The sequence below is a fragment of the Streptomyces finlayi genome (genome assembly GCF_014216315.1).
Lineage (GTDB): Bacteria > Actinomycetota > Actinomycetes > Streptomycetales > Streptomycetaceae > Streptomyces > Streptomyces finlayi_A.
In genome coordinates this window covers 4,443,518-4,455,909 of the sequence record NZ_CP045702.1, presented here as the reverse complement: position 1 = coordinate 4,455,909, position 12,392 = coordinate 4,443,518, and the positions used below count along the sequence as shown (strand labels likewise).

Sequence of the window (12,392 nt, the reverse complement as noted above, 5' to 3'; positions counted from 1 at the left end):
GCCACATTCCCCCCGCAGGCGCTCCACACCCCTCCTGATTCGACGTGTGTCAACATAGATATATGTCGAATGCGAAGGCGTTGCCCCTGCTGGAGTCCCCCGCCGCTCCCTGTTGCCCGCCACTCTCCGAGCGCCCGCTGACGGCCGAGGAGTCCGTCCGTACGGCCACGATGTTCAAGGCGCTCGGCGATCCGGTACGGCTTCGGCTCTTCTCGATGGTCGCGTCCCACGAGGGCGGCGAGGCGTGCGTGTGCGACATCTCCGACGTCGGGGTCTCCCAGCCGACCGTCTCCCACCACCTCAAGAAGCTCAAGGACGCGGGCCTGCTGACCTCCGAACGCCGCGGCACCTGGGTCTACTACCGGGTCGAACCCTCCGTCGTCGCGGCCATGGGGCAGTTGCTCACTGCGCGCGACTGAATCCTCGCGTCACCGTCACCGTCACCGTCCCCGCCGCCGGACGCCGCTGTCGGACCCACGCCCTACAGTTCCCGTAGATCATCAGGCACTTCGGGAGGGGACCCAATGACCGGCGCAGTGCACGTTCGGCCCGTCACCACGTTCACGGCGCCCCTGGGCCCGGCCGGGGACACGGTCGACGCCCCCTCCGTGCTCCGGTGGCCGACCGGCCGTCGGCTGCTGGTTCAGCGCGGTGACACCGAGGTGGCCGTCGTCGACCTGGACGCCGAAGGCGCTCCGCACACGACGTCGCCCGACGGGGGCGCGCTGCACCTCTGGGCGCTGCACGCTCCGCGGTCCTGAGCCCGGCGCACGCCCCCTGAAGCCCGATCCGGCCAGTCATTGGCCGAAGAACCGTCTTCAGCTGACCGGCCGAACATGCCGATGCAAGGGACATCGGCATTGAGGGAGGCCCATCATGGACGACACCCTGCTGGCACTGTCCATCCCCGTGCTGGTCTTCGCGAGCGGCATCTACGGGGCGTGCGACACCTGGTGGCGGCGCCGCCATCCGGCGCCGCCGTCCCCGTACACCCATCAGGCCGCCCGACTGGCCGAGCGCGCGATGCTGACGCGGGCCGAGGGCATCGTCGACGGGGCGTACGAGGCCCTCGCACCCCTCTACGACCCCCCTGGCGTACACAGCCCCCGGGCGACCGCCGACGTCACACCCGGGGCGGACGCCAGCCGGGATCACGGCCGGTCAGCGCCAGCAGCTGCTCGAAGGCGCTAGCTCCGGCCGGTACGGGGACCGGCTCGCCGAACATCTTGCCCTCCCGGGCCTGCGGTGCCAGCGCCGCGAACGCGGGACCCGCCTCGTCCACCGCCGCCCCGGCAGGCAGGAAGTCCTGGCCCGTCGCCCGCGCCAGGTCCCAGGCGTGCACGGTCAGATCCCCCAGCACCATGAGTCCCACGGTCCTGGCGGGCAGCCCCATCGCGCCCGCGACGCCGTCCTCGGCACCGGACGCGTCCCATGCCGTCACCAGCTGCCCCGTCTCCCGCGCGAACGCGCCGCGCCAGTCGCCCGTCACGACATCGGGCGTCAGGCCGAAGTCCGTCGGCTGCTTGGCGGCCAGCGCCTGAAAGTTGACGACCACGTGGAAGAGATGGTTGAGCAGGGCGCGGACGTCGTACTCGCTGCACGGCGTGGGGTCCCCCAGCCGTTCGTCATCGATGCCCGCCACCACAGGAAGGGCCTGTGCGCGGGCGGCTGCCAGCAATTCGCTCATCTTCTGCATGCCTTTGACCGTGCACCGGGCGGCGGCCGACGTCTTGAAGAAACGCGTCACGGGCCCGGAGCACTCCTAGGATCGCCCCCATGGCCGCACCTCGACCCGATACCCGGGGCATCGTCGAAGCCTCCGACCTGTTCACGCACGTACGCTTCCGCCGCCGGGAGCCCGCCCCCGCTCTGCGGCCCTATCTGGAGCACTACTGGCTGATCGACTGGGACCTGACCCAGCCGTTCGTGTCGCACGTGGTGCCCCACCCCTCGGTGAACCTCGTCTTCCAGCGGTTCGAGAGCGGCGACGAGGGGGAACGGGCCGGTTTCGCGGAGGTCTCGGGCCTCGGCCTCGGTCTCTTCGCCCAGAAACTGGAAGGGCGGGGGCGTGTCTGCGGCGTCCAGTTCCGGCCCGGCGGATTCCGCCCGTTCGCCCCGGGGCGGCCCGTCTCGCAGTGGACAGGCCTGCGGCTTCCCGCAGACGAGGTGCTGTCCGCGCCACCGTCTCCGGCAGCCGTACTGGACCCGGAGGACGAGGACGCCCGGATCGCCGCACTCGACCGCTGTCTGCTGTCGCTCGGCCCCCACCCCGATCCCGGGGCCGACCGGGCCATGGCCGTGGCCGAACGCGTGCGTGCTGACCGCTCACTGCTCCGGGTAGGACAACTGGCCCGCGCCGAGGGCCTGTCCGTTCGCTCGCTTCAGCGGCTCTTCTCGACGTACGTGGGGGTCGGCCCCAAGTGGGTCATCCTCCGCTACCGCATCCACGAAGCCCTGGAACGCGCCGAGTCGGACCCGAAGACCGACTGGGCGGCCCTGGCCGCGGACCTCGGCTACAGCGACCAGGCACACCTGGTCAGGGATTTCACCGCGACGGTGGGCGCACCTCCGACGGCCTTCGCCCCGCGCTGACGGGAGCGGTGCCGCGCCCGCTGACGGGGCGGGGGTAGGGACGGAGGCCCGTCCGCCGCACTCTGCGGAGCCGCACCGGTCCCCGCCTCCAGCGGTCGGACCCACCGCCACCGCCTCTCACGCGGCTGTCCAGGGGCCTTGACCAGGACCCGGAAAGCCCTCGCCGCCGCGTCCCCGCAATGGCATCCTGACGAGGTGAACGGACCGGAGATCGATCTCGAAGTCGCCCCTGAGCTGCGACTCTTCGTCGCGCACGACCGCCGGGCCGGACGCACGAGCGTCACCACCGACGGTTCGTCGACGCTCGGCCACGTCGTGGAGTCCCTCGGGGTCCCGCTCACCGAGGCCGGACAACTGGTCGTGGACGGCCGCCCCGTGCCCGTGTCGCACATCCCCAGCGCGGGCGAACTGGTCGAGGTGCGCCCCGTCGAACGCCCCCAGCGCGTACCCGGCGCCCCGCTGCGCTTCCTCCTCGACGTCCACCTCGGCACGCTCGCCCGGCGCCTGCGGCTGCTGGGCGTCGACGCCGCGTACGAGAGCGAGGACATCGGTGACGCGGCACTGGCCACCCTTTCGGCCAAGGAGCAGCGGGTGCTGCTCTCCCGGGACCGGGGGCTGCTGCGGCGTCGGGAGATCTGGGCGGGCGCGTACATCTACAGCGACCGTCCGGAGGCACAGCTCCGCGACGTACTGGGGCGCTTCGCCCCGGTCCTCGCGCCGTGGACGCGGTGCACCGCCTGCAACGGGAAGCTGGCGGATGCCGACAAGAGCTCGGTGAGCGCCCAGCTGGAACAGGGCACGCGACAGTCCTACGACGTGTTCGCCCAGTGCACGGAGTGCGGCCGGGCGTACTGGCGGGGAGCCCACCACGCACACCTGGAAACCATCGTCGCGGACGCCGTCCGCGAGTTCGGCGGACTGAGCACCGAGGCCCCGACCGCCCAGGCATAAGGACGGCCACCCACCTGCCGACCGCCGTTGGCGCGGTCCCGGACAAGGCGCTCGGCATGCGCCGCTGAAGGCCGTACCGAGCCCCCGTCAGAAGACGTACGCGTCCCCCGTGGCCGGCGCCAGCACCTCGTGCTCGTTGTTGCGCGGATCGCGGTCCGGCACACCACCGCTCCACAGGGTGTCGACCCGCACGACCACCTCCGCAGGCCGCGCCCCGAGCCGCAGATCGAGTACGGCCCGCAGGGTCCCCCCGTCCGCCGACAACGGGCCCGTCCGGCACAGCACCGTGCTGCGGTCACCCCAGAGACAGCCCTGCGGCAGCCCCTGGCGCCCCTCCAGCGGCGCCGAGAACCGCAGCCGCACGGTGGTGTCCACCAGATCCCACGGACCGCTGTTCGTGCTCTCCAGCCAGATTCCGAGCCGATCACCCCAGAGGGAGACATGCCCGTGATGGGACACATCCGCCTGCGGCACCACACCATGGGGCACGGGCGGGGTTGCGGACGGGACTGCGGCCGAGGCCCCCGCCCCCCACAGCACGGTCGCCGCCATCGCCGCCGCGGCGGACACCACCAGCAGAGCTCTACGCGTCGCTACCATGCGGCGAATATACCGATCATCCCCAATCATCCCTATTTGATGACCGGTTCGACGCGCCTCACCCCACCCGCACGGCCCACCCGGGCCCCACGTGAAACGCTCCTCCCATGCTCGTCGCGCGCTCCATCGCCCTCTTCGCCGTCGCCGCCCTCTTCGAGATCGGCGGAGCCTGGCTCGTCTGGCAGGGCGTCCGGGGCAGCGACACGCACGGCGGACGGGGGTGGGTCTGGATCGGCGCCGGTGTCATCGCCCTCGGTCTCTACGGATTCGTGGCGACGCTCCAGCCGGACGGCGAGTTCGGCCGCATCCTCGCCGCGTACGGCGGCGTGTTCGTCGCCGGCTCCCTCGCCTGGGGCATGGTCGCCGACGGATACCGCCCCGACCGGTGGGACGTGATCGGCGCGCTGGTCTGCCTGGCCGGGATGGCCTTGATCATGTACGCACCCCGCGGCCGGTAGGCCCTGCCCGCGCCTGCTCCGCGCATTCCCCCAACTCTGCCCCGCGCCCGCCCCTGCCCCGCGCCCCGCCTGTCCGGGCGCCCACGGCCGGTGAAGGCCCGCCCCACCGGCCTGCCTATCCTTGGCCCGTACCGATCAGCCGTCCGAGGAGATCGCCATGGCCGCCACCCCCATCGCCGTCATCACCGGCGCGAGCAGCGGTATCGGCGCCGCGACCGCCAGGCAGCTCGCAGCCGCCGGCTACCGCGTCGTGCTCACCGCCCGCCGCAAGGACCGCATCGAAGCGCTCGCCGCCGAGATCACCGAAGCGGGCCACGAAGCGACGGCGTACGCCCTCGACGTCACCGACCGCACAGCGGTCGACGAGTTCGCCACGGCCTTCCGCTCCCTCGCGGTCCTCGTCAACAACGCGGGCGGCGCACTGGGCGCCGACCCCGTCGCCACCGGCGACCCCGCGGACTGGCGCCAGATGTACGAGACGAACGTCATCGGCACCCTCAACGTGACCCAGGCCCTGCTGCCCGCCCTCACCGCGAGCGGCGACGGCACGATCGTCATCCTCTCCTCCACCGCGGCACTCTCCTCCTACGAGGGCGGCGGCGGCTACGTCGCGGCCAAGCACGGAGAGCACGTCCTCGCCGAGACCCTCCGCCTGGAGATCGTCGGCACCCCGGTCCGCGTCATCGAGGTCGCCCCCGGCATGGTGAAGACCGAGGAGTTCGCGACCACCCGGTTCCGCGGCGACACGGAGAAGGCCGCCAAGGTGTACGCGGGCGTCGACGCCCCCCTCACCGCCTCCGACGTGGCCGACACGATCACCTGGGCCGTCACCCGCCCCAGCCACGTCAACATCGACCTCCTGGTCGTCCGCCCCCGCGCCCAGGCATCCAACTCCAAGGTCCACCGCACCCCGTGAAACAGGATCGGGGACCGGAAGCCACGGCATCCGGCCCCCGGCCCATTGCCCACCCGACCCGCCTGACCGCCTGGACCGCCGGACCCGCCTGTCGGCGGCCGTGCCGGTCTCACCCCTTCACACAGATGACCTGCTTCAGCTTCGCGACGACCGCGACCAGATCGGTCTGCTGCTCGATGACCTGCTCGATCGGCTTGTACGCGGCCGGGATCTCGTCCACCACACCGGAGTCCTTGCGGCACTCCACACCCCGCGTCTGCTGCTCCAGGTCCTGCGTCGTGAACCGCTTCTTCGCCGCGTTACGGCTCATCCGGCGGCCGGCACCGTGCGAGGCGGAGTTGAACGACTTCTCGCTCCCTAGGCCCTTCACGATGTACGAGCCCGTCCCCATGGACCCCGGGATGATCCCGTACTCCCCCGACCCGGCGCGGATCGCTCCCTTACGGGTGACGAGCAGGTCCAGGCCCTCGTACCGCTCCTCCGCCACGTAGTTGTGGTGGCAGCTGATCTCCTGCTCGAAGGCGACCTTGGCCTTCTTGAACTCCTTGCGGACGACGTCCTTCAGGAGCCCCATCATGATCGCGCGGTTGAACTTCGCGTACTCCTGCGCCCAGAACAGATCGTTCCGGTACGCCGCCATCTGCGGGGTCTCGGAGATGAAGACCGCGAGGTCGCGGTCGATCAGACCCTGGTTGTGCGGCAGGCTCTGCGCGATACCGATGTGGTGATCAGCCAGCTCCTTGCCGATGTTCCGCGAACCGGAGTGGAGCATGAGCCACACGGAGCCGTCCGTATCGATGCAGATCTCACAGAAGTGGTTTCCGCTTCCGAGCGTCCCCATCTGCTTCGTGGCACGTTCCTGACGGAACTTGACCGCATCGGCGATCCCGTCGAACCGCCCCCAGAAATCGTCCCAGCCGGCCGTCGGGAAGCCGTGCAGCTTCCCCGGCTCGACGATCTCGTCGTGCATCCCCCGGCCCACCGGAATGGCCTGCTCGATCTTCGAGCGCAGCCGCGACAGATCCCCCGGCAGGTCGTTGGCTGTCAGGGACGTCTTCACCGCCGACATTCCGCAGCCGATGTCCACACCCACCGCCGCCGGACAGACCGCACCGTGCATGGCGATCACCGAACCGACGGTCGCGCCCTTGCCGTAATGAACGTCCGGCATGACGGCGAGGCCCTTGATCCACGGCAGCGTCGCCACGTTGCGCAGCTGCTGCATCGCCCCGTCCTCGACCGAGGCCGGATCGGCCCACATCCGAATCGGAACCTGCTGACCCGGCACCTCTACATACGACATAACCCCTCGATTCCCCCGTAAAGACTGAAAACGCAAAACTGGCGCCAAGATCGGCAAACACGTCGGTCGACCGGCATTCACAGCTGCGCGTGCGATACACATTGTGTCCACCGGCCGCCATCGAGCGGCAACCTGTTTTCGTTCCGAAGGGAGCCTGGAACCGTGCGACACATGGCGTATGCACCCGGCGTCGCACTGCTCGCAGTGCTCGTCGCCGGCTGCAGCGCGGGCTCGGACGGCACTGCCGACGACCCCGACAGCAAGCCGGGCAGCCCGACGGTCTCGGCCGCCCCGCCCGGCAGGTACCGGACACTGCCCGAGCCCTGCCGCGCGGTTCCTCTGTCCACCCTGAAGGACCTGCTGCCGGGCGCCGCCGAACTGCCCGTGGACCAGCAGGAGAAGGTGTACGAAGGCACGGCCGCCGTCACCTACGACACCGACCGCAAGGTCGGCTGCCGCTGGAAGGCCGACTCCCCGGACATGTCCCGGAACCTCGTCATCGACTTCGAGCGCGTCGTGTCGTACGACCCGGCGGTGAGCGACGACTACCGGGCCGGCGAGGTCTATACGAAGAAGGAGACCGCCGCCGATCTGCCCGTCGCCTCCACCCCCGACGGGCAGAAGGAGACGAGCCCGGGCGCGACGCCCACGACCCCGTCGGCCGGCAACGGCACCGGCGCCGGCGGCCCCACGGGCGCCTCCGGCGCCACCGCCGACGCGCTCCAGCCGCGCATCCTGGACAACCTGGGCGATGCGGCGTTTCTGGACGATGTACTCACACGGGCAGGTTCCACCGCCCAGCACCGCACGGTGAGCGTGGTATTCCGCACATCGAACGTCATCGTGACCGTCCGGTACAGCGAGCAGCCGGCCCTCGTCACCAAGGTCCCCGACAGCAAGGAACTGCAGGAAAAGGCCCGGGCACTGGCCCGGAAGCTGGCCGACACACTCAGCGAGTAGCCGCCGTCCGACAGCCCGCGACCCGTTCCGTACGCCCTCGCGGGCTCCCCGACCGAGGCGGCATCCGGCCGCCGTCCGTCGTACCGTGGCCCTCCGGACCACCACCGCCGGACCCAAGCCGGACCCAAGTCGGCCCGAAGACGGACCGAAGCCGGCCCCGAACCGACCGAACCGCCCGAAGACCCGCACGAGACCGCCGTGCCATCCGAGTGAAGGAACCATGCACCGATCAGCTCCGCGCCTGTCCCGCATACTCGCCTGCGCCGCCGTCCCGCTGATGCTCGTCGTCACCGGCTGCTCGTCGGACGACGGCAAGAAGGACGCGGACGCGTCCGCCTCGGCGAGCGCGAAGCCGACGGTGCCGACGGTCGAGCCGGCGAAGTTCACCCAGCTTCCCGACCCCTGCAAGGCGCTCGCGAAGAAGACGATCTCGTCCCTGGTCCCCAAGGCCAAGGTCAAGGGCGGCACACCGGGCAAGTCCAGCGACGTCCAGGCCCGCGCCGGCTGTTCCTGGAACGGCCTGGACGACAACGGCGTCAAGGGCTCCCAGTACCGCTGGCTCGACGTCGGCTACACCCGCTTCGCCTCGGACCCGTCCCTCGGAAGTGGCGCCGCGCGCGCCACCGAGGACTACACCAAGCAGGTCGCCAAGGCCCAGGCCACCGAGGACGCGAAGAAGCTCGAGACGACGGCCCTCGACGGCGTCGGCGAGCAGGCGACCGCCATCACGTACGACCTCACCAAGACGAGTGAGGACTTCGAGTACGCGACGGTCGTCGCCCGCACGGGGAACGTCGTCGTCACCCTGACCTACAACGGTGCCGGGTACGCGGGCGCCAAGTCGCCGTCCGCCTCCGACATCCTGAAGGGTGCCGAGAAGGCGGCGAAGGAAGCGGTCGCCGCGGTCGCCACCGCCAACGCGGCCGACGACGTGGACTCCGCCGGCACCAAGGTGCCCTCGAAGGGCAAGTCCTCGACAGCGCCGGACACCACCTCGTCCAAGGCGCCTTCCAAGTCGACCGCCAAGCCCAGGACCTAGGAACCGGGCCGCCCGAAAACCGTCCGCACATCGTGACGTAGCCCCGGCGGAACCCCCAACCCCCCTGCCCACAGACGTTTTCACGAAGCCCGGCTCTCCCTCGGGAGCCGGGCTTCCCCCCTCCCCGCGTAACGCGTGCCCTACGCATGTGCCAGGCTGTGCCCGCGCCGGACGTCCTGGTCGGGCGCGGGCAGCAGCCCAGGGCACAAGTCGGGGAGGGGATCGCGCGTGGCCGCGATGCAGCTGACACGCACGCACCGGATACTCATCGGAATCGTCGTCGCCGGCGCGGTGCTCATCGCCGCGATCGGATTCGCGGGCTCGTACGCGGCCGTGCGCGAGCTGGCCGTCGAGAAGGGCTTCGGGTCGTTCTCGTACGTCTTCCCGATCGGCATCGACGCGGGCATCTGCGTGCTGCTCGCCCTCGACCTGCTGCTGACGTGGATGCGCATCCCGTTCCCACTGCTGCGCCAGACCGCCTGGCTGCTGACCGCCGCGACGATCGCCTTCAACGGCGCCGCGGCCTGGCCCGACCCCCTGGGCACGGGCATGCACGCGGTCATCCCGATCCTGTTCGTCGTCTCCGTCGAGGCCGCGCGCCACGCCGTGGGCCGGATCGCGGACATCACGGCCGACAAGCACATGGAAGGCGTACGCCTCACCCGCTGGGTGCTCTCCCCGATCCCCACGTTCAAGCTGTGGCGCCGGATGAAGCTGTGGGAGCTGCGCAGTTACGAGCAGGTCATCAAGCTCGAACAGGACCGGCTCATCTATCAGGCCCGTCTCCAGGCCCGGTACGGCCGCAGTTGGCGCCGCAAGGCCCCGATCGAGTCGCTGATGCCGCTGCGCCTGGCGAAGTACGGGGTCCCGCTCGCCGAGACCGCCCCGGCCGGACTCGCCGCCGCGGGCATCGAACCGGCCCTGCTGCCGCCGGTCGCCGCCACCCAGCCCCAGGCCGAGCTGCCCGTCGCCGCACCCCAGGAGCACCAGCGGCTCCAGCAGCACCCCCTGGAACACCAGCAGGGGAACGACCAGGACTTCGAGCAGGACTTCGGCCGGGCCTACGAGCAGCGGCACGGCGCGCCCCACCCCCAGCAGTCGCCCCAGGAGCAGTTGCCGCAGGAACAGGGGCAACACGGGCACGAGAGCCCCTGGTTCGCGGCGCCGCCGGTGCCGGAGGGCGCGTACGAGGGTTCGTACAACCCGCAGTACGTCGAGGGCCTCGAACCGACCCCCGTCATGATCCCCTCGGGCCCCGGCGGCCGCACCCGTCCCCTCGGCGACGTGGGCACGATCGGCGCGGTCCCTCACCCTCGCAACGCGGAAGCCCAGCAGCCCCAGGATCAGGCCCAGGCCCAGGCCCAGCAGCCGCAGGAGCCCGAGGAGGATCCGGCGGAATGGGCGCAGGAGGACGAGGACTTCGCCGCACTCGCGTACGAGGCGTTCTCCGCCTTCGTGCAGCAGAACAACGAGTACCCGAGCGTCGAGGCCCTGGACATATACGTCGGGGACAGCCACAACGTGTCGCACCCGCGCAGCGCGGCTCTGATCCGCCGCCTGATGCCGGAGTTCAAGAACCGCTACCACTCGGTACTCGAAGCGGAGCACATCGCGTAACCGACAAAAGCCCGGCCCGTCCGGCGACTGACGTCCGGCCCGGCACGCCGCAGGGCCGCCACCCGGTTCCCCGGGTGACGGCCCTGCGCTCACACCCCTACGCGCCGAGCAGCTTCCGCACCCGGTCCGCCCCCACCGCGAGCAGCAGCGTGGGCAGTCGCGGCCCGGTGTCCCGGCTGACGAGCAGCCGGTACAGGAGCGCGAAGAACGAGCGCTGGGCCACCTTCAGCTCCGGCGTCGGCTTGGCGTCGGCCTCGAGACCGGCCAGCACCTTCGGAACGCCGTAGACGAGCGTGGTCAGCCCGTCGAGCGACCAGTGCGAGTCCAGCCCCTCCAGGAGCAGCCGCAGCGACTCCCGTCCCTGCTCGTCCAGCGAGCCGAGGAGTTCATTGTCCGGCTCGTCGCGGACGATGGTGCGCGCCTCGGCCGGTACCTGGCTGGTGATCCAGTTCTCGGCACGGTCGAGCCGCGGCCGCGCCTCGTCCAGCGAGGTGAGCGGGTTCTCCGGGTCCAGTTCGCTGAGGATGCGCAGCGTCTGGTCCTCGGCCCCGGCCGTGATGTCGGCGACCGAGGCGAGGGTCCGGTACGGCAGCGGGCGCGGGGTGCTCGGCAGCGGGCCGGCGGCCGTGCCGACGGCCCGTGCGTACGCGGCGGCGTCCGCCGGCAGGACGGAGCCGTCGGCGACCTTGCGCGCCAGCGAGTCCCACTCGTCGTACAGCCGCTGGATCTCCTGGTCGAAGGCGATCTTGAACGACTGGTTGGGCTTGCGGCGGGCGTACAGCCAGCGCAGCAGCGGCGCTTCCATGATCTTCAGCGCGTCGGCCGGTGTCGGGACGCCGCCCTTGCTGGAGGACATCTTCGCCATGCCGGAGATCCCGACGAACGCGTACATCGGCCCGATCGGCTGGACGCCGTCGAAGACCTCGCGCACGATCTGGCCACCGACGACGAACGAGGAGCCCGGCGAGGAGTGGTCCACCCCGCTCGGCTCGAAGATCACGTCTTCGAACGCCCAGCGCATCGGCCAGTCGACCTTCCAGACCAGCTTGCCGCGGTTGAACTCGTTCAGCCGGACGGTCTCCGCGAAGCCGCACGACGAGCAGGTGTAGTTCAGCTCGGTCGTGTCGTCGTCGTACGAGGTGACGACCGTCAGGTCCTTCTCGCAGTTGCCGCAGTACGGCTTGTACGGGAAGTAGCCGGCGGTGTTGCCGCTGCCGTCGTCCTCGTCCGCCGCGCCGGAGCCCTCGGCCGCCTCGAGTTCGGCCTCGTCGACCTTCTTCTGCTGCTGCGGCTTCCTGCCGCCCTTGGCCGCCCCGGCCGGGTCCTTCTTGGTCCGGTAGCCGTCGAGGACGGCGTCGATGTCACGGCGGTGCTTCATGGCGTGCAGGATCTGCTCGCGGTACGTGCCCGCCAGGTACTGCTCCGTCTGGCTGATCCCGTCGTACTCGACACCGAGCTCGTCCAGCGCCTCGGTCATGGCGGCCTTGAAGTGCTCGGCCCAGTTCGGGTACGCGGAGCCCGCGGGGGCAGGCACCGAGGTCAGCGGCTTGCCGATGTGCTCGGCCCAGGACGTGTCCACGCCGGGGACCCCGTTGGGGACCTTGCGGTAGCGGTCGTAGTCGTCCCAGGAGATCAGGTGCCGGACGGTGAGGCCACGGCGGCGGATCTCGTCGGCGACCAGGTGCGGGGTCATGACCTCGCGGAGGTTGCCGAGGTGGATCGGGCCCGACGGGGACAGACCGGAGGCGACGACGACCGGTTTGCCAGGCGCACGACGCTCCGATTCGGCGATGACATCGTCCGCGAAGCGGGAGACCCAGTCGGTCTCGGTGCTGGTCTGACTCTCGGCCACGGTCGGCACGTCCTTCTCTCGGGTAGATCCCATCGGGGGGGGCACCGCCCATTCTCCCAGGTACCCCCCACAGCGCGAAAACGGCTTTACACCCCGTGGGATAC

At 70.7% G+C, this 12,392-nt stretch carries 14 protein-coding genes; 10 read left to right on the top strand and 4 right to left on the bottom strand.

Annotation, left to right across the window (positions count from 1 at the left end; genetic code table 11):
- The first annotated feature begins 62 nt into the window (after window positions 1-62).
- The 3 genes from F0344_RS20660 to F0344_RS20650 all read left to right on the top strand — a co-directional run bounded on the left by F0344_RS20660 (window position 63) and on the right by F0344_RS20650 (window position 1,191).
- Entirely contained in the window at window positions 63-419 is a 357-nt protein-coding gene (locus F0344_RS20660; protein WP_185300194.1) for an ArsR/SmtB family transcription factor, read from the top strand.
- Between the two features lie 105 nt (window positions 420-524).
- A complete protein-coding gene (locus F0344_RS20655) occupies window positions 525-761 on the top strand; it encodes a hypothetical protein (RefSeq protein ID WP_185300193.1) in 237 nt (78 codons plus the stop codon).
- A gap of 115 nt (window positions 762-876) precedes the next feature.
- Window positions 877-1,191 (top strand): hypothetical protein, encoded by a 315-nt coding sequence (locus tag F0344_RS20650; protein ID WP_185300191.1) that lies wholly within the window; start codon window positions 877-879, stop codon window positions 1,189-1,191.
- On the opposite strand, the gene F0344_RS20645 is transcribed toward F0344_RS20650, so the two are convergent.
- Window positions 1,124-1,696: a TIGR03086 family metal-binding protein gene (locus F0344_RS20645; RefSeq protein ID WP_185302796.1), complete on the bottom strand. Its 573-nt coding sequence runs from the start codon at window positions 1,694-1,696 to the stop codon at window positions 1,124-1,126. The genes F0344_RS20650 and F0344_RS20645 overlap by 68 nt on opposite strands.
- 80 nt (window positions 1,697-1,776) lie before the next feature.
- Here F0344_RS20645 and F0344_RS20640 point away from each other — a divergent pair, with 80 nt between their 5' ends.
- Both F0344_RS20640 and F0344_RS20635 read left to right on the top strand, forming a co-directional pair.
- Window positions 1,777-2,592 carry a helix-turn-helix domain-containing protein gene (locus tag F0344_RS20640; RefSeq protein WP_185300189.1) on the top strand — a complete coding sequence of 272 codons (816 nt, stop codon included), beginning with the start codon at window positions 1,777-1,779 and terminating at the stop codon, window positions 2,590-2,592.
- A gap of 195 nt (window positions 2,593-2,787) precedes the next feature.
- Window positions 2,788-3,543: a Mut7-C RNAse domain-containing protein gene (locus tag F0344_RS20635; RefSeq protein WP_185300187.1), complete on the top strand. Its 756-nt coding sequence runs from the start codon at window positions 2,788-2,790 to the stop codon at window positions 3,541-3,543.
- An 87-nt stretch (window positions 3,544-3,630) separates the two neighbouring features.
- Here the strand turns inward: F0344_RS20635 and F0344_RS20630 are convergent, their stop codons facing one another.
- Window positions 3,631-4,143 (bottom strand): hypothetical protein, encoded by a 513-nt coding sequence (locus tag F0344_RS20630; protein WP_258050026.1) that lies wholly within the window; start codon window positions 4,141-4,143, stop codon window positions 3,631-3,633.
- Window positions 4,144-4,250: 107 nt separating this feature from the next.
- Here F0344_RS20630 and F0344_RS20625 point away from each other — a divergent pair, with 107 nt between their 5' ends.
- Window positions 4,251-4,601 (top strand): YnfA family protein, encoded by a 351-nt coding sequence (locus F0344_RS20625; RefSeq protein WP_185300185.1) that lies wholly within the window; start codon window positions 4,251-4,253, stop codon window positions 4,599-4,601.
- A 157-nt stretch (window positions 4,602-4,758) separates the two neighbouring features.
- Window positions 4,759-5,517: an SDR family NAD(P)-dependent oxidoreductase gene (locus F0344_RS20620; RefSeq protein ID WP_185300183.1), complete on the top strand. Its 759-nt coding sequence runs from the start codon at window positions 4,759-4,761 to the stop codon at window positions 5,515-5,517.
- A gap of 109 nt (window positions 5,518-5,626) precedes the next feature.
- On the opposite strand, the gene F0344_RS20615 is transcribed toward F0344_RS20620, so the two are convergent.
- On the bottom strand, window positions 5,627-6,820 hold the full coding sequence (locus F0344_RS20615; protein ID WP_185300182.1) for an RtcB family protein: 1,194 nt from the start codon (window positions 6,818-6,820) through the stop codon (window positions 5,627-5,629).
- Window positions 6,821-6,991: 171 nt separating this feature from the next.
- Here F0344_RS20615 and F0344_RS20610 point away from each other — a divergent pair, with 171 nt between their 5' ends.
- The 3 genes from F0344_RS20610 to F0344_RS20600 all read left to right on the top strand — a co-directional run bounded on the left by F0344_RS20610 (window position 6,992) and on the right by F0344_RS20600 (window position 10,436).
- On the top strand, window positions 6,992-7,780 hold the full coding sequence (locus F0344_RS20610) for a DUF3558 domain-containing protein (protein ID WP_185300180.1): 789 nt from the start codon (window positions 6,992-6,994) through the stop codon (window positions 7,778-7,780).
- A gap of 220 nt (window positions 7,781-8,000) precedes the next feature.
- Window positions 8,001-8,819: a DUF3558 domain-containing protein gene (locus F0344_RS20605; protein WP_185300178.1), complete on the top strand. Its 819-nt coding sequence runs from the start codon at window positions 8,001-8,003 to the stop codon at window positions 8,817-8,819.
- 228 nt (window positions 8,820-9,047) lie between these two features.
- Entirely contained in the window at window positions 9,048-10,436 is a 1,389-nt protein-coding gene (locus F0344_RS20600) for a DUF2637 domain-containing protein (RefSeq protein ID WP_185300176.1), read from the top strand.
- Window positions 10,437-10,533: 97 nt separating this feature from the next.
- On the opposite strand, the gene lysS is transcribed toward F0344_RS20600, so the two are convergent.
- Window positions 10,534-12,297, bottom strand: a complete 1,764-nt coding sequence (gene lysS / locus F0344_RS20595) for a lysine--tRNA ligase (protein WP_185302794.1) — start codon at window positions 12,295-12,297, stop codon at window positions 10,534-10,536.
- Window positions 12,298-12,392 lie beyond the last annotated feature (95 nt).